The 18711-nt window shown below is 71.2% G+C and carries 4 protein-coding genes; all 4 read left to right on the plus strand.

The features are described from left to right. Positions 1-47 precede the first annotated feature (47 nt). The 4 genes from K9S39_RS41040 to K9S39_RS41055 all read left to right on the plus strand — a co-directional run bounded on the left by K9S39_RS41040 (position 48) and on the right by K9S39_RS41055 (position 18581). Positions 48-15167, plus strand: a complete 15120-nt coding sequence (locus K9S39_RS41040) for a type I polyketide synthase (protein ID WP_283113362.1) — start codon at positions 48-50, stop codon at positions 15165-15167. A gap of 89 nt (positions 15168-15256) precedes the next feature. After that, complete coding sequence (locus K9S39_RS41045; protein ID WP_248868378.1) at positions 15257-16003, plus strand: thioesterase II family protein; 747 nt, start codon at positions 15257-15259, stop codon at positions 16001-16003. Beyond that, the gene (locus K9S39_RS41050; protein ID WP_248868379.1) at positions 16000-16818 is read left to right on the plus strand and encodes a hypothetical protein; all 819 of its coding nucleotides are present in this window, start codon (positions 16000-16002) and stop codon (positions 16816-16818) included. The genes K9S39_RS41045 and K9S39_RS41050 overlap by 4 nt, the downstream gene beginning before the upstream one ends. After that, positions 16815-18581, plus strand: a complete 1767-nt coding sequence (locus K9S39_RS41055; RefSeq protein WP_248868381.1) for a non-ribosomal peptide synthetase — start codon at positions 16815-16817, stop codon at positions 18579-18581. The genes K9S39_RS41050 and K9S39_RS41055 overlap by 4 nt, the downstream gene beginning before the upstream one ends. Positions 18582-18711 lie beyond the last annotated feature (130 nt).

Raw genomic sequence — 18711 nt, forward strand, 5'->3', positions numbered from 1 at the left:
CAGGACCACCCCACCCCTCAGTTGAGAGAAGAGCGAGGGTTTTCACCATGGCTGACGAGACCAAGTACCTGGACTACCTCAAGCGCGCGACTTCCGACCTGAGGGCGGCCAAGCGACGCCTTCACGAGTACGAGGAACGAGCCAGCGAGCCGATCGCCATTGTGGGTGTGGGGTGCCGTTTCCCGGGTGGTGTGGTGTCGCCGGAGGGGTTGTGGGAGCTGGTCGCGTCGGGCACGGACGCGGTGTCGGGTTTCCCGTCCGACCGTGGCTGGGATGTCTCGGAGCTCTTCGACGAGGATCCGGAGGCGGTGGGCAGGTCGTACGCCCGCGAAGGCGGTTTCGTGCGGGATGCCGGCCTGTTCGATGCGGACTTCTTCGGGATCAATCGGCGTGAGGCGCTGGCGATGGATCCGCAGCAGCGGTTGCTGCTGGAGTGCTCGTGGGAGGCGGTCGAGCGGGCGGGGATGGATCCGCTGGGGCTGCGCGGGAGCAGGACCGGTGTCTACACCGGCCTGATGCACCACGACTACAGCCCTGCCATCGACGCCGTCCCCGCCGAGATGGAGGGCTACGTCGGCAACGGCAGCCTCGGCAGTGTGGCGTCGGGCCGTGTGGCCTACACGCTGGGCCTGGAAGGCCCCGCCGTCACCGTGGATACAGCATGCTCGTCGTCGCTGGTGGCGGTGCACATGGCGGTCAACGCGCTGCGGGCGGGGGAGTGCTCGCTGGCGTTGGCCGGTGGCGCCACGATCATGTCCACACCTGGCCCGTTCATCGAGTCCAGCCGCCAGCGCGGCATGTCGCCCGACGGCCGCTGCAAGTCCTACTCGGACTCCGCCGACGGCATGGGCTGGGGCGAGGGCGTGGGTGTGCTGGTACTGGAGCGGTTGTCGGATGCGGTGGCCGCGGGGCGTCGGGTGCTGGCGGTGGTGCGCGGGTGCGCGGTCAACCAGGACGGCGCATCGTCGACGCTGACAGCACCCCGAGGCCCGGCTCAGCGGGCGGTAGTTGAGCGCGCGCTTGCGGCTGCGGGGGTTGAGCCGGCTGATGTGGGTGTGGTCGAGGGACATGGGACGGGGACCCGGCTGGGGGACCCGATGGAGGTCTCGGCACTGCAGGCGGTGTACGGGCGTCGTCGCGGTGAGGGGGAGGGGCCGTTGTGGCTGGGTTCGGTGAAGTCGAACGTCGGCCATGCGCAGGCTGCTGCCGGGGTGGCCGGGATCATCAAGATGGTCGGGGCGTTTGCGCATGACGTGTTGCCGGCGACGCTGCATGCGGCGCAGCCGTCTTCTGCGGTGGAGTGGGATGGCGGCGGTGTGGAGCTGTTGCGGGAGGCACGGCCATGGGAACGGGATCCGCAGCGTCCGCGTCGGGCGGGTGTGTCCTCGTTCGGCATCAGCGGCACCAACGCGCACGTGATTCTGGAGGAGCCGCCGGTACCGGCCGAGCCGGTGGCGGACGGTGCTGACGACGCTGCGGGTTCTGTTGTGTGGCGGATGTCGGCGAAGTCGCCCGGGGCGTTGCGTACGCAGGCTGCCCGCATGGGCGAGTACGTCGCGGCTTCCTCGGACGCCGAGAGTGCGGCGGGGCTTCTGCGGATCGGCGCCGCGTTGGATGGCCGGAGCCGTTTCGCGCATCGGGCGACGATCGTTGCGACGCTGGGTGAGAACGCTGCCGAGGCGAAGGCTGGCGTCGTGCGGGCGTTGGAGACGCTGGCTGTCGACGAGGGTCTGGCGTTGGACGGGCCTGTCTCGTCGCGGACGCTGGATGCGGGCACCGGGTTGGTCACGGGTGGTGCTCGGGCTGGTTCGGGTGTGGTGTGGCAGTTCTCCGGTCAGGGGACGTTGCGGCCGGAGGGGCTGGGGCGGCTGTGGGAGGTTCCTGGGCTGGCGCCGCACTTGGACGCGGCCGTGGCGGTCATGGACGAGTTCGCCGGCTTCCCGGCGCGGGAGGTGCTGGCCGGTGAGGCCGGGGATCTGTCGCGGACGGGGTATGCGCAGGTGGCGCTGTTCGTGGTGCAGGTGGCGTTGGTGAACTGGCTGCGTGAGCGGGACCAGCGCCCGGATGCGGTGATGGGGCATTCGGTAGGTGAGCTCGCGGCGATGTGGGCGGCCGGGATGCTGGAGCTGCCGGATGCGGCGGCGCTGGTGGCCGAGCGGGCCCGTCTGATGGAGGCTCTGCCGGACGGCGGCGCGATGATCGCCGTCCACGCCACCCGTGAGGAGGTCGAAGCCCAGCTGGCCGATGCCCCCCGGTCAGCGATTGCGGCGGTCAACGGGCCGGAGAGCACGGTGGTTTCGGGTCCGGAGGACGAGGTGTCGGCGGTGGCCGAGGTCTTCCGCAGTCAGGGGCGCAAGACGAGTCGGCTGCGGGTCTCGCATGCATTCCACTCCCCATTGATGGAGCCGGCCGCGGCACAATTCCGCAGGTTCGCCGAGCAGTTCAGCTTCCGTGAGCCGAGCGTGTCGTTCTACTCCACCCAGACCGGTGCCCAGGCCACCACCGTGGACGCGGAGTACGTGGCGACGCACATCACCAACCCGGTGCTCTACCACCAGGCACTGACCGCCGCCGGGGAGCAGACGGACATGTTCGTGGAGGTGGGTCCGGACACCACCTTGACCGCCCTGGCCCGCACGGCCCGCCCGCAGGCGGCGGCACTTCCCCTGCTGACCTCCGCCCCGGACACGACCCCGGCCCACACCCTCACCCTCGCTCTGCACACCCTCACCCATGACCAGACGCCTGAGCCGTCTCCAGCCGGTTCGACGGATGCCGCGACCCCGTACGCCGAGCTGCCGACCTACCCCTTCCAGCGCACGCACTACTGGCTGACGCCTGCCCAGAGGGCGCACGCGAGTTTGCCGGCGGCTGATCACCCGTTGCTGGACGGGACGACGGAGTTGCCGGGCAGTGGGGCGGTGCTGTTCACGGGTCGGGTGAGTGTGGGTGCGCATCCGTGGCTTGCGGAGCATCGGGTGCATGGCCGGGTGCTGGTGCCGGGAACGGCGTTGGTGGAGCTGGCAGCCTGGGTAGGCGCAGGGCTCGAAGTGCCGGTCGTGGACGAGCTGGTGGTCAAGGCTCCGGTGGTCCTGGACGACGACGAGGCGCTGGTGCTCCAGGTACTCGTGGGCGCCGTAGCGGAGTCCGGCACGCGCACCCTCACTGTCCACAGCCACCCTGCCTCCGGCAGCGACCCCGTCGAGTGGACCGAGCACCTGACCGGAGTGCTGGCGCCGGAAGCGGAGACCGCACCGAAGAAGTGGGAGGCCCGCCCGGGATCCACCACCCCGATGGACGGTCTGTACGAGCAGATTGCCGACTTCGGGCTGGAGTACGGTCCGTTGTTCCGTGGGCTGCGGTCGGTGGGGCGGGACGGCCGGACGGTGGTCGGCCGGGTGGAGATGGACGAGGCATACGAGAACGCCGCCGGGTTCGCCTTGCATCCCGCGCTGTTCGACGCAGCCCTGCACACCATCGCCGCCACCGCCGAGCACGACAGCGGGGACGAGCCCCAGGAGATCCGACTCCCCTTTGCCTGGAAGGGCGTCCGTATCCACGGCGCCGCGGAGCGCGCCGTCCGAGTCCTGGTTCGGCAGCTGTCGCCGCAGTCGTACGGCCTGCAGCTGGTGTCGACGGAAGGCGAACTGGTCGTGTCCGTCGATGAGTTGACGGTCGCGGAGGTGTCCCCGCAGCAGATAGCGGCCGCTGGTGCACACAGAGCGGGGCAGCCCCTGCTGGTCCCCGTCTGGCGGCCCGCGGCCCTGACGGCCCCGGCCGAGACCGACCATTGGTCGAGCGTGGGCTTCGACGACGACCTCGGGTTCGGCTCCGCGGATTCGCTGGAGGCGGCGGTCGAGGCCGGCGCCGGGGCGGTGGTGTACAAACTTGAGTCCGCTGCGGGGGATGGGGCGTCGTGGCCGTCGGCCGGTGTGGTGCATCAGGCGGTCGGTGCGGCGCTGGATGTGGTGTGCCGTTGGCTGGCGGTGGCGTCGGAGGACCAGCGGCTGGTGGTGGTGTCGCGGTGGGCGGCCGGTGTGGAGGGCGACCCGGTCGTGGACGCGGCGTCGTCGGCGGCGTTGGGGTTGTTGCGCAGTGCGCAGGCGGAGCATCCGGGCCGTATCGCGCTCGTGGACATGGATGACGATCCTCGCTCCTGGCAGGCGCTGACGCGTGTGCCGTTCGCCGCCGAGCCGCAGACCGCGATACGCGAAGGCACCCTGAAGGTCGCCCGCATCACCCCGAGCCAGGAGCAACGGGCGCTGGAACCAAACCCCTTCGGTTCGGGTGCGGTGGTGGTCACCGGTGCCGGGGGCCAGTTGGGGCGGGTGATCGCACGCCACCTGGTGGTGACGCATGGCGTGCGCGACCTACTGCTGCTGAGCCGCTCCGGCGCGGCATCGGCGTCGATGACCGGCCTGTGGGAAGAACTCGCGGAGCTGGGTGCTCAGGTGGCGGTCGCCGCATGTGATGTGGCCGACCGAGATGAGGTGCACTCGGCCTTGTCCGGCTACGACGGTGACATCACCGGAGTGGTGCATGCGGCGGGTGTGCTGGATGATGGGTTCGTTGAGTCGCTGACGGCGGAGCGGGTGTCGGCGGTGCTGCGCCCGAAGGTGGACGCCGTGCTCAACCTGCACGACGTCGCCACCGAACTCGGTCTCAACCTGACGAACTTCGTCGTCTTCTCCTCCGCCGCGTCCCTTCTCGGCTCGCCGGGCCAGGGGAGTTATGCGGCGGCGAATGCCTTCCTGAACGAGTTTGCGCGGGTCCGGTCGGCTACGGGAGTGCCGACGCTGGCGTTGGACTGGGGCCTGTGGGAGGCGTCCGGGGACGACGCGGGTATGACTTCCGGGCTGTCGGCGGGGGACCTGGCGCGGCTGCGCCGGTCGGGCTTTGTCCCGCTCGCGGTGGAGGACGGGCTGGGTCTGTTCGACCGGGCGCTGGCGGGCGGGGCTCCGGTGGCGGTGCCGATCGGGCTGGACCGGCCGGCGTTGGCCAAGTCACCGGAAGTGCCGGCCCTACTACGGGAGTTGGTACCGGTCTCAGCGCGCGCCGGAGTCCGGGGCGGTCAAGGGGACAAGGGATTTGTGCAGCGGCTGCGGGGCCTGGACGCGGTGGAGCGGCGCGAGCGGGTACAGGAGCTGGTGATTGGTACGGCCACGGGGGTGCTGGGCCGCTCGGTGGATGCGGCGATCGACGCGGACACGTCGTTCTCGGGTCTGGGCTTCGACTCGCTGGCCGCGCTGGAGTTGCGCAACCGGCTGGGCGGGGCGGTCGGTCAGACGCTCCCGGCATCGTTGATCTTCGACTATCCCGACGCCCGCAGTCTGACCGACTTCCTCCTCGAACTCCTCGTTGCCGAGGAACCTTCAGCTCCCGTGCAGGCGACGCCCGCCGAGACCGCGGCGGCCGACGAGCCGATCGCCATTGTGGGTGTGGGGTGCCGTTTCCCGGGTGGTGTGGTGTCGCCGGAGGGGTTGTGGGAGCTGGTCGCGTCGGGCACGGACGCGGTGTCGGGTTTCCCGTCGGACCGTGGCTGGGATGTCTCGGAGCTCTTCGATGACGACCCGGAGGCGGTGGGCAGGTCGTATGCGCGTGCGGGCGGTTTCGTGCACGGCGCGGGCTTGTTCGATGCGGACTTCTTCGGGATCAATCGGCGTGAGGCGCTGGCGATGGATCCGCAGCAGCGGTTGCTGCTGGAGTGCTCGTGGGAGGCGGTCGAGCGGGCGGGGATGGATCCGCTGGGGCTGCGCGGGAGCAGGACCGGTGTCTACACCGGCCTGATGTACCACGACTACGGCACGCGGATCCCGGAGTACCCCGCAGATCTCGAAGGCTTCGTCGGCACGGGTGTTGCGGGCAGTGTGGCGTCGGGCCGTGTGGCCTACACGCTGGGCCTGGAAGGACCGGCGTTGACGGTGGATACGGCGTGCTCGTCGTCGCTGGTTGCGGTGCACATGGCGGTCAATGCGCTGCGATCGGGCGAGTGCTCGCTCGCGCTGGCGGGCGGCGCCACGATTATGTCCACCCCTGGTGCGTTCATCGAGTTCTCGCGGCAGCGGGGGCTGTCGCCGGATGGCCGGTGCAAGGCGTTCTCGGAGGAGGCCGATGGTGTCGGCTGGGGCGAGGGCGTGGGCGTACTGATGCTGGAGCGGTTGTCGGATGCGGTGGCCGCTGGTCGCCGGGTGCTGGCGGTGGTACGCGGGTGCGCCGTGAACCAGGACGGTGCGTCGTCGACGCTGACGGCACCCCGAGGTCCGGCGCAGCGGGCGGTGGTCGAGCGGGCGCTCGCAGCCGCCGGTGTCGAGCCCGGTGACGTAGACGTCGTTGAGGGACACGGAACAGGCACCCGGCTGGGGGACCCGATGGAGGTCTCTGCGCTGCAGGCGGTGTATGGGCGTCGCGATGGTGCGGGGCAGGGGCCGTTGTGGCTGGGTTCGGTGAAGTCGAACATCGGGCATGCGCAGGCTGCTGCCGGGGTGGCCGGCATCATCAAGATGGTCGGTGCGTTTGCGCATGACGTGCTGCCGCCAACGCTGCATGCGGGACAGCCGTCTTCTGCGGTGGAGTGGGATGGCGGCGGTGTCGAGCTGTTGCGGGAGGCGCGGCCGTGGGAGCCGGATCCGCAGCGTCCGCGCCGCGCAGGCGTCTCGTCCTTCGGCATCAGCGGCACCAACGCACACCTCATCCTCGAAGAACCCCCGCGGCCCGTTGAGTTGTTGGCCGAGGGCGATGCCGACGAGGGCGATCCCCTTGTGTGGCGGTTGTCGGCGAAGTCTTCGGTGGCTTTGCGCGCGCAGGCTGCCCGTATGGCCGACTTCTTGGCAGACACCTCCGACGCGGAGGGCCTGTCCGGTCTGCGTGGGATCGGCGCGGCGTTGGAGCGGCGGACGTCGTTCGGGCATCGGGCGACGATCGTCGCGACGCCGGGTGAGGATGCCACCGAGGTGCGGTCCGGTCTTGTGCGGGCGTTGGAGACGCTGGCCTTTGACGAGGGTCTGGCGCTGGAGGGGCCTGCTTCGGCGCGGACGCTGGATGCGGGCACCGGGTTGGTCACGGGTGGTGCTCGGGCTGGTTCGGGTGCGGTGTGGCAGTTCTCCGGTCAGGGGACGCTGCGACCGGAGGGCCTGGGCCGGCTCTGGGAGGTCCCGGACCTGGCACCGCACCTGGACGCGGCCGTGGCGGTCATGGACGAGTTCGCCGACTTCCCGGTGCGGGAGGTGCTGGCCGGTGAGGCCGGGGATCTGTCGCGGACGGGGTATGCGCAGGTGGCGCTGTTCGTGGTGCAGGTGGCGTTGGTGAACTGGCTGCGTGAGCGGGACCAGCGCCCGGATGCGGTGATGGGGCATTCGGTAGGTGAGTTCGCGGCGATGTGGGCGGCCGGGATGCTGGAACTGGCCGACGCGGCGGCGCTGGTGGCCGAGCGGGCCCGCCTGATGGAAGCCCTCCCCGACGGCGGCGCGATGATCGCCATCCACGCCACCCGTGAAGAAGTTGAGGCACGCCTCGCCGGCGCTCCTCGCTCGTCCGTCGCGGCGGTCAACGGGCCGGAAAGTACGGTGGTTTCGGGTCCGGAGGACGAGGTGACGGCTGTAGCGGAGTTCTTCCGCGACCGGGGGCGCAAGACGAGTCGGCTGCGGGTCTCGCACGCCTTCCACTCCCCGTTGATGGAGCCGGCCGCCGCCGAGTTCCGTACGTTCGCCGAGCAGTTCAGCTTCCATGAGCCGAGCGTGCCGTTCTACTCCACCCAGACCGGTACTCAGGTGACCGCCGTGGATGCGGAGTACGTGGCGACGCACATCACGAACCCGGTGCTCTACCACCAGGCGCTGACAGCCGTCGCGGAGCAGGCAGGCACGTTTGTGGAGGTCGGTCCGGACACCACTCTGACTGCCCTGGCCCGCACGGCCCACCCGCAGGCGGCGGCACTTCCCCTGCTGACCTCCGCCCCGGACACGGCCCCCGCCCACACCCTCACTCTCGTCCTGCACACTCTCACCCACCACGAAACCCCACCCCCCACCCTGGAGGCCGGCACCACCCCCCACATCGACCTGCCGACCTACCCCTTCCAACACACCCACCACTGGCTCACCGGCGGACCGTTCGCCGGCTCGAGCCTGTCGGCGGCTGAGCATCCGTTGCTGGACGGGATGACGGAGTTGCCGGTCAGTGGGGCGGTGTTGTTCACGGGGCGGGTGAGTGCGGGTTCACATCCGTGGCTTGCGGAGCATCGGGTGCATGGCCGGGTGCTGGTGCCGGGGACGGCATTGGTGGAGCTGGCGGCCTGGGTGGGCGCCGAGCTCGGGGCGCCTGTCGTGGACGAGCTGGTGGTCAAGGCGCCAGTGGTCCTGGGCGACGACGACGCACTGGTGCTCCAGGCGCTGGTGGAACGTGGGGACGAGTCCGGAGCTCGTGGCATCACCGTGCACAGCCGCCCGGTCTCCGCTGCCGCTGCCCACCCCGCCGAGTGGTCCGAGCACATGTCGGCGGTGCTGAGCCCTGCTGACGCTGACGCGTCCGAGCCGGATTCCTGGACGGCAGGACCCGGTGTCCCGGTATCCCTGGACGGTCTGTACGAGCAGCTTGCCGACTTCGGGCTGGACTACGGTCCGTTGTTCCGTGGGCTGCGGTCGGTGGAACAGGACGGCCGGACGGTGATCGGCCGGGTGGAGATGGACGAGGCATACGAGAACGCCGCCGGGTTCGCCTTGCATCCCGCGCTGTTCGACGCAGCCCTGCACGCCATCGCCGCCACCGCCGAGCGCAACGCCGACGATGACGTTCAACTGCCCTTCTCTTGGAGAGGAGTACGACTCCACCGTCCCGCCAACGGGGGAGCGGTGCGGGTCCTGATCCGGCAGCTGTCGCCGCGTTCGTACCGGTTGCGCCTTACCACCCCGGACGGTGAAGCCGTCATCGACGTGGCCGAGTTGACGGTCGCGGAGGTGTCCCCGCAGCAGATAGCGGCCGCTGGTGCACACAGAGCCGGGCAGCCCCTGCTGGTCCCCGTCTGGCGGCCCGCGGCCCTGACGGCCCCGGCCGAGACCGACCATTGGTCGAGCGTGGGCTTCGTCGACGATCTCGGGTTCGGCTCCGCGGATTCGCTGGAGGCGGCGGTCGAGGCCGGCGCCGGGGTGGTGGTGTACGAGCTGGGATCGTCGACTGTCGGCGACGGGGCGTCGTGGCCGTCGGCCGGTGTGGTGCATCAGGCGGTCGGTGCGGCGCTGGATGTGGTGTGCCGGTGGCTGGCGGCGGCGTCGGAGGACCAGCGGCTGGTGGTGGTGTCGCGGTGGGCGGCCGGTGTGGAGGGCGACCTGGTCGTGGACGCGGCGTCGGCGGCGGCGTTGGGGTTGTTGCGCAGTGCGCAGGCGGAGCATCCGGGCCGTATCGCGCTCGTGGACATGGATGACGATCCTCGCTCCTGGCAGGCGCTGACGCGTGTGCCGTTCGCCGCCGAGCCGCAGACCGCGATACGCGAAGGCACCCTCAGGGTCGCCCGCATCACCCCGAGTCAGGAGCAACGGGCGCTGGAACCAAACCCCTTCGGTTCGGGTGCGGTGGTGGTCACCGGTGCCGGGGGCCAGTTGGGGCGGGTGATCGCGCGCCACCTGGTGGTGACGCACGAAGTACGCGATCTGCTGCTGCTGAGCCGGTCGGGCGCGGCATCGGCGTCGGTGACCGGGCTGCGGGACGAACTCTCGGAGCTGGGCGCCCAGGTGGCGGTGGCGGCCTGCGACGTTGCCAATGGCGACGAGGTGCGCTCCGTACTGGCCGGCCACAACGGTGACATCACCGGAATCGTCCACTCGGCGGGTGTGCTGGACGACGGATTCGTTGAGTCGCTGACGGCAGAGCGGGTGTCGGCGGTGCTGCGCCCGAAGGTGGACGCCGTGCTCAACCTGCACGACGTCGCCACCGAACTCGGCCTCGGCCTCACACGTTTCGTGGTCTTCTCCTCGGCCGCCGCGGTACTGGGCGGTCCCGGTCAGGGCAGCTATGCGGCGGCGAATGCCTTCCTCAACGAGTTTGCGCGGGTCCGGTCGGCTGCGGGAATGCCGACGCTGGCGTTGGACTGGGGCCTGTGGGAGGCGTCCGGGGACGACGGGATGGCCTCCGGGCTGTCGGCGGCGGACCTGGCGCGGCTGCGCCGGTCGGGCTTTGTCCCGCTCGCGGAAGAAGAAGGGGTGGCGCTCTTCGACCGGGCGCTGGCGGGCGGTGATCCGGTCGCGATGCCGCTCGGACTGGACCGGCCTGCGTTGGGCAGGTCGGCTGAAGTTCCCACAGTCCTGAGGGAGTTGGCGCCGGTCTCTGTGCGTTCCGGGCACCGGATCGGCCAAGGTGAGGACAAGGGATTTGCGCAGCGGCTGCGGGGCTTGGACGCGGCGGAGCGGCGCGAGCGGGTACGGGAGCTGGTGATTGGTACGGCCACGGGTGTGCTGGGCCGCTCGGCCGATGCCGCAATCGACGCCGACACATCGTTCTCGGGGCTGGGCTTCGACTCGCTGACCGCGCTGGAGTTGCGCAACCGGCTGGGTGGTGCGGTCGGTCAGACACTTCCGGCCTCACTGATCTTCGACTACCCCGATGCCCGCAGCCTGACCGACTACCTCCTCGAACTCCTCGTCGGCACAGAGGCCGGGGCAGACACCGAAACCGCACGGCCCGCCGCCACGGCGGGAACGGGCGCCGACGAGCCGATCGCCATCGTGGGTGTGGGATGCCGTTTCCCCGGTGGTGTGGTGTCCCCGGAGGGCCTCTGGGGACTGGTCGCGTCGCAGACCGATGCCGTGTCGGGCTTTCCGGTCGACCGTGGCTGGGACGTCTCGGAGCTCTTCGACGAGGACCCCGACGCGGCGGGCAAGTCATACGCCCGCGAGGGCGGCTTCGTGCACGGCGCGGGCCTCTTCGACCCCGACTTCTTCGGGATTAACCCCCGCGAGGCCATGGCGATGGATCCGCAGCAGCGGCTGTTGCTGGAGTGCTCGTGGGAGGCGGCCGAGCGGGCGGGCATGGATCCGCTGGCGCTGCGTGGCAGCAGGACTGGCGTCTACACCGGCCTGATGTACCACGACTACGGAACCGAGCTCACCGAATGCCCCACGGACGTGGAGGGCCTGGTGGGTACCGGCGTCGCGGGCAGTGTGGCGTCGGGCCGTGTGGCCTACACGCTGGGCCTGGAAGGACCGGCGTTGACGGTGGATACGGCGTGCTCGTCGTCGCTGGTTGCGGTGCACATGGCGGTCAATGCGCTGCGATCGGGCGAGTGCTCGCTCGCGCTGGCGGGCGGCGCCACGATTATGTCCACCCCACGCGCGTTCATCGAGTTCTCGCGGCAGCGGGGGCTGTCGCCGGATGGCCGGTGCAAGGCGTTCTCGGAGGAGGCCGATGGTGTCGGCTGGGGCGAGGGCGTGGGCGTACTGATGCTGGAGCGGTTGTCGGATGCGGTGGCCGCTGGTCGCCGGGTGCTGGCGGTGGTACGCGGGTGCGCCGTGAACCAGGACGGTGCGTCGTCGACGCTGACGGCACCCCGAGGTCCGGCGCAGCGGGCGGTGGTCGAGCGGGCGCTCGCAGCCGCCGGTGTCGAGCCCGGTGACGTAGACGTCGTTGAGGGACACGGAACAGGCACCCGGCTGGGGGACCCGATGGAAGTCTCGGCACTGCAGGCGGTCTACGGGCACCGTCGCGGCGAGGAGCAGGAGCCGCTGTGGCTGGGTTCGGTGAAGTCGAACGTCGGCCATGCGCAGGCTGCTGCCGGCGTGGCCGGGATCATCAAGATGATCGGCGCGTTCGCACACCGAATGCTGCCGCCAACGCTGCATGCGGCGCAGCCGTCCTCTGCCGTGGAGTGGGATGGCGGCGGCGTCGAGCTGTTGCGGGAGGCGCGGCCGTGGGAGCCGGATCCGCAGCGTCCGCGCCGCGCAGGCGTCTCGTCCTTCGGCATCAGCGGCACCAACGCACACGTGATTCTGGAGGAGCCGCCACTGCCGGCCGAGCCGGTGGCGGAGGGTGCCACCGACGCCGACGCTGCCAGCCCCGTCGTGTGGCGGTTGTCGGCGAAGTCCTCCGGGGCGTTGCGTGCGCTGGCCGCCCGCATGGGCGAGCACGTCGCCGCGTCCTCGGACGCCGACAGCGCGGCGGGGCTTCGGCGGATCGCCGCCGCGCTGAACGGCCGGAGCCGATTCGCGCATCGGGCGACGATCATCACGACCCCGGCTGAGAACGCTTCAGAGGTCAAGGCCGGCGTCGTGCGGGCGTTGGAGACGCTGGCCTTTGACGAGGGTCTGGCGCTGGAGGGGCCTGCGTCGGCGCGGACGCTGGATGCGGGCACCGGGTTGGTCACGGGTGGTGCTCGGGCTGGTTCGGGTGCGGTGTGGCAGTTCTCCGGTCAGGGGACGCTGCGACCGGAGGGCCTGGGCCGGCTCTGGGAGGTCCCGGACCTGGCACCGCACCTGGACGCGGCCGTGGCGGTCATGGACGAGTTCGCCGACTTCCCGGTGCGGGAGGTGCTGGCCGGTGAGGCCGGGGATCTGTCGCGGACGGGGTATGCGCAGGTGGCGCTGTTCGTGGTGCAGGTGGCGTTGGTGAACTGGCTGCGTGAGCGGGACCAGCGCCCGGATGCGGTGATGGGGCATTCGGTAGGTGAGTTCGCGGCGATGTGGGCGGCCGGGATGCTGGAACTGGCCGACGCGGCGGCGCTGGTGGCCGAGCGGGCCCGCCTGATGGAAGCCCTCCCCGACGGCGGCGCGATGATTGCCGTGAACGCATCTCCGCATGAGGTGGAGGAGCGGTTGGCCGGGATGTCGCGCTCGTCCGTCGCGGCGGTCAACGGGCCGGAGAGCACGGTGGTTTCGGGTCCGGAGGACGAGGTGACGGCCGTAGCGGAGTTCTTCCGCGACCGGGGGCGCAAGACGAGTCGGCTGCGGGTCTCGCACGCCTTCCACTCCCCGTTGATGGAGCCGGCTGCCGCCGAGTTCCGTACGTTCGCCGAGCAGTTCAGCTTCCGTGAGCCGAGCGTGCCGTTCTACTCCACCCAGACCGGTGCCCAGGCCACCACCGTGGACGCGGAGTACGTGGCGACGCACATCACCAACCCGGTGCTCTACCACCAGGCACTGACCGCCGTCGCGGAGCAGACGGAGACATTCGTGGAGGTCGGCCCGGACACCACCTTGACCGCCCTGGCCCGCACGGCCCACCCGCAGGCGGCGGCGCTTCCCCTGCTGACCTCCGCCCCGGACACGACCCCGGCCCACACCCTCACCCTGGCCCTGCACACCCTCACCCACGGCCAGACACCCGAGCCGACCCCGACCGGTTCGACTTCGACAAACACCACGCCCCCGTACACCGAGCTGCCGACCTACCCCTTCCAACGCACCCACCACTGGCTCACTCCGACCCCGCACAAGGAGAAGGGGACCGAGTCCCAGCGGGACGACGACCGTTTCTGGAAGCTGGTCGAGTCGGGCGACACGGAGGCGCTTGCCGGCGAACTGGCGTTGACCGACGGCGAGTCGGTGGCAGCGCTGAAGGCACTGCTGCCCGCGCTGGCGCGCAGGCTGGAGCAGGCGGGCGGGCACGGTCAGGACAGCGGGCGGCTGCTGTCCCGCACCTGGCACCCCTACGTCGGCTCGGCGCGGGTACGCCCTCTGGCACGCCGACGCTGGGTGCTGGCCGGCCCGGTCGACGGAGCGGCCCCCGTGCTCACCGGGCGGATCGCGGCGACGTTGGGCGATCTGCTGGTCGCCGGGCCGGTCGCCAGGACGGCCGATGAGCTCGACGCGGCGGCGAGGGAGCACCCTGACGCCGGGTTGCTTCTCCTCGCCGACGCGGCGAGCGGACCGCTGCCCGCGCCGGGCGCCTTCGCCGGCCGCGCCGTGGTGCTGACGAGCGGAGCCGTGCGGACCTCGGAGCGTGACGCGCTGCCCGCACCGGGCGCGCTGCTGGACTGGGCGCAGGCATCGGCGGCTGACGACGTCAGCGCGGTAATCGATGTGCCGCAGGATGCCGACGAGCGTGCCTTGGGACGGCTGGCCGAGGCGCTGGGAGCGACGACCGTGGAGCCGTGGTTGGCGGTCCGTGCCCAGGGGACGTTCGTGCAGCGGCTGGAGGAGTGGACACCGCGTCCGGCGGTGTCGGCGCCCGGCGTGCGACCGCTGGTAGCCGTGGTGCCCGACGAGGCGGCCGCCGACCGGTTCGGCGGTCCCGGCCCGGACGTGGAGGTGCTGGTGCCGGCGGCACGGGACGGCGAGATGGATTCCTCGTACTCCTCGCTCCTGGCGCGGCTGGAGTCCGTGCTGGCCCGGCGCGGAGGCGACGCCGACTTCGTGGTCGTCGCCCTGCACGAGGGCGTTACGGGGCGGGAGGACCTGGTGCAGGCGGTGGCCGGACTGGTCGTGGACAGCCCCTCGACCGAACTGCTGGTGTTCACGCAGCACGACGACGCCCCGTTGGGCAGCGTGCGCGCGGACCAATTGCGCGCGCTGACCACGCAGTTGCGGGCCCTGGGCACGAACGCCTCGACGATCGGGTTCCAGGACCAGGCCGGCCTGCCCCCCTTGCGCGCACTGGTCAACGAACTGCACCGCAGGGGCGGCGTAGACGCGACAGCAACACCCCTGGACTGGAACACGGCGATAAAGGCCGTGCCGGCACGGCTGCACGCGCAGCTGCAGTCGGTGCCCGCCGCCCACGCCGCATGGGAGACCGCGCACGGCACCGGCACCCATGCGCCCGACTCGTCGGACGAGCAGCTGCGCACCCGGCTCGCGGAGAGCAGCCAGGACGAGGCGGCCGCGTTGATCGTCGAGGTCATCTGCCGGGAGGCGGCCGACGTGATCGGCTACGGGGGGAGCCGCTCCCTCGGGGCGGACCAGCTCTTCGCCGATCTTGGGCTCGGCTCCCTGATGGCGGTCGAACTGCGCAACCGCGTGGCCGCGCGCACCGGTCTCGAGATCCCCGTCTCCCTCTTCTACGACCAGCCCACCCCCATGGATGTGGCGGCCCGGCTGGCGGAGACGGCGGCCGCGGGGCACGGAACCGCGCCGTTGACCGCCCCGGCGCCGTACACCGACACGGGCGAAGCCACTGACGAGACCACGACCACCGCCGATACCACCACCGAGACCACCGACCAGGACACCGACGAGGAGGAGTACTGATGACTGGAGGAGTTGAGGCTCAGCCGAAATCCGCGGCGGAGCCATGGCTGAGAAGATTCCACCCGGCGCCGTCGGCCCGAGCCCGGCTGGTGTGCGCTCCGCACGCGGGCGGCGCGGCAACGGCATACCACGGTCTGTCGGAGCGGCTCGCCCCGGATGTCGAGGTGCTGACGGTGCAGTACCCCGGCCGTCAGGACCGCCGGCACGAGCCCTTCGCCGACAGCATCGGTGAGATCGCGGACCGCCTGGCGGAGGTCCTCCCGGCCACCGGCGCGGACGGTGCGCCGCTGATCCTGTTCGGACACAGCATGGGCTCGGCAGTCGTCTTCGAGCTGGCACGCCGGCTGCCGCCGGACGCTGTCACCGGAGTGATCGTGTCCGGACGCGGCGCCCCGTCGCAGGCCGTGGCCAAACCCATCCGCCTGCACGACGAGGCGGCGCTGCTGAAGGAGATGCGGCTACTCGACGGGACTGACGCGGACGTCTTCGCGGACCAGGACCTGCTGCGCATGGTGCTGCCGGCGGTGCAGGCCGACTACCGCATCATCCAGGCCTACCAGGCCGAGGAGTCCGCCTCGATCGACGCGCCGCTGACGGTCTTCAACGGTGACGCCGATCCGCGCGTGAGCGTCGACGCGGCCGCTGCCTGGCAGCAGCACTCCACCGGCCGCTTCCGCTCACGGGTCTTTCCTGGCGGGCACTTCTATCTGGACGACCTGTCCGTCTCCTTCGCCGAGCACGTCCGCGAGGCGATCGAACAGTTCCTCGACGACCGGTTCCTCGACGACCCGGACACGGTCGCGTACTCGTACTCGCGTAAAGGAGCTTCATCATGAGCGACACGTCGACCCCCTGGACCCACCTCGCGGGCAGCGGGAAGGACAAGGAAGTCGTCCTCGCCGTCGACTACCCGAAGACGGGGCGGCCGGAGGCGGGCTTTCCCGACCTGGTGGTCCATCTTCCTGACGACATCGAGGTGTGGGAGACCGCTCCGGTCTCGGTGGCCGGCATCGACGGAGAACTGAGCGGATCGGACTGGGTGGACCACTGGCTCGAAGGGATCGTGGCCAACGACTGGACCGTCAAGGCCGTCATGGGGTTCTGCGCCTCCAGCCCCTACGCGTCCACCCTGCGCGACCGGATAGCCGACACCCGGGGCAGCACGCCCAGGCTGGTGCTGTTCGATCCCGACGTTCCCCAGGAGTTCTATCTCGCCTGGCAGTTCACCCGGGTCATCGAGGGGTACCTGCCCGAGCTGACCCCGCAGGAGATCGCCGCCGCCAAGGAGACCGCCGAGCGGATGCGCGATGCGCACGACACAATGTCGGGGCTGGCCCGGGCGCTCCTCGACTTCGGCCGTCCCCTGGTCGAGCTCAACTGCAGCCGCAGCGGACTGGACGCCGCCCGCACCCAGGAGCTGTTCGACGCCTTCCGCACCTACGTCTCCTACCAGGTCGGCGCCAACGCGGTGGCCGTCGCGGACGCCGACGCCCTGCTGGCGAGCTGGGCAACCGCCACGGCTGTCTCTTCCTCCACCCCCGGCGACGGGGCCAAGGCCGCGGCCGAGGAGCTCTCGTTCCCCTCGACCATCCACGCCGATCTTCTGAGCAGCCGTGAGGTGGTCGAGGCCGTCGCCGGACTCCTGCGATGAGCGCCCCGCTGCTGCCGGAGCTGCTCGACGACCAGGCGCGGCACGGTCCGGACGAGCTCGCCGTCGTGGGCCCGGACCGCTCCCTCACCTTCGCCGCCCTGCAGGAGGAAGTGGCGGCCGTCGCCCGCGGATTGCGGGCCAGGGGAGTGGGCCGGGGCGACCTGGTAGGCGTACTGCTGCCCCGCACGGCCGACGTCGTGGTGTCGGTCTTCGGCATCCTCGCGGCAGGTGCCGCGGTCGTCCCGGTCGACGCGAGCTACCCGCCGGACCGCATCGCGACCATGCTCGCCGACGCGGCCCCGGCGGCGGTCCTCGCCGACTCCTCCCTGACCGGCCGGACTGCGCTGGACCCGTCCCGCCTCTGCGGCCTGGCGGACGTGCGGGTGCCCTCCGGTGACCGTCCGGCACCGCCGCTCCCCTCCGACCTGGCGTACGTGCTCTACACCTCGGGGTCCACGGGCAAACCCAAGGGCATCATGATCGAGCACCGTTCGATCGCCAACCTGTATGCCTCCCACCGGGACCGGATGTTCGCGCCGGCGACCGCGCTGGTCGGCGCGGAGCGGCTGCGGGTGGCCCATGTGGCCGCGTTCTCGTTCGACGCGTCGTGGGATCCCCTGCTGTGGATGCTCGCCGGGCACACCCTGCACATCGTCGACGAACCGACGCGCCGGGACCCCGTCGCGCTGACCGCCTATCTGCGCGAGCAGCGGATCGACTTCCTGGAGACGACGCCGAGTTACGCGGAGCAACTCACGGCCGCGGGCGCCTTCCGCCCCGGAGAGGGCCACGCACCGCGTGTGCTCGCGGTCGGCGGCGAGGCGGTCGGCAAGCGGCTGTGGGAGGAGTTCCACACCCGCCGGGACATGCTGGTGTTCAACCTGTACGGCCCGAGCGAGGCGACCGTGGACGCCGTCATGGCCACCTTCGACGAGGCACCCGACCCCGTCATCGGCACGCCGGTCGCCGGGGTCACCGCGTACGTCCTCACCCCCGAGGGGACCGTCGCCGCGCCCGGCGAACCCGGTGAGCTCTGCCTGGGCGGCGCGGGTGTGGGCCGCGGCTATCTGGGGCTGCCCGATCTGACCCGCGAACGGTTCGTGCCCGATCCGTTCGCGGGCGGGGAGCGGCGGATGTACCGCACCGGGGATATCGTCGTCCTCGGCGCCGACGGCCGGCTGCGCTACCTCGACCGTGCCGATCAGCAGGTCAAGGTACGGGGCTATCGGGTCGAGCTGGGTGAGATCGAGGCGGTCGCGGCACGCGATGCCGCCGTGGCCCGGGCGGTGGCGAGCGTGCGCCGCGAGACGTTCGACGGTACGCCGGTGCTGCGCTGCCACGTCGTGCCGGCGCCCGGTGCCCGGCCCGACCTCGAAGCGGTCGGCGGTCGGCTGGCCGAGGCGCTGCCCGACTACATGGTGCCCACCGAGCTGGATGTGATCGACGAGGTGCCGCTGACCCCCAACGGAAAGCTGGACCGGGCCCGCCTGGCGGCCCTGCCGCTCTCCACCCTCGTCGCGGCGGACCCCGTGGCCGGGGACGGCGACGAGGCCGAACTGCCCCCACGGGAGCGGCTGTCGCGTATAGCGGCCGGTCTCCTGGGCCGGCCCGTGGCCGACGACCAGGACCTCTTCCAGGCGGGCGGCGACAGCATGACGGCCGCGCGGCTGGTGGGCGCGGCGCGTTCGTACGGCCTTGAGGTGAGCCTGGAGGCCGTCTTCGAGTGCCGCACGGTGGAGGCGCTGGCGGCGCGCGTGGGTTAGCCGGGCGGCGGATCGGCGACGCGACGGCTTTTCGTCGAGAGGGAAGGTCCTGCACTCCCGGCCGGGAGTGCAGGACCTTTGTGCTGTCCGGCCGGGGGGATTACCGGACAGCGGCTCGGAGCCGGCGGCG

Origin of the sequence: Streptomyces halobius, from assembly GCF_023277745.1 — a bacterium.
Taxonomy (GTDB): Bacteria; Actinomycetota; Actinomycetes; order Streptomycetales; family Streptomycetaceae; genus Streptomyces; species Streptomyces halobius.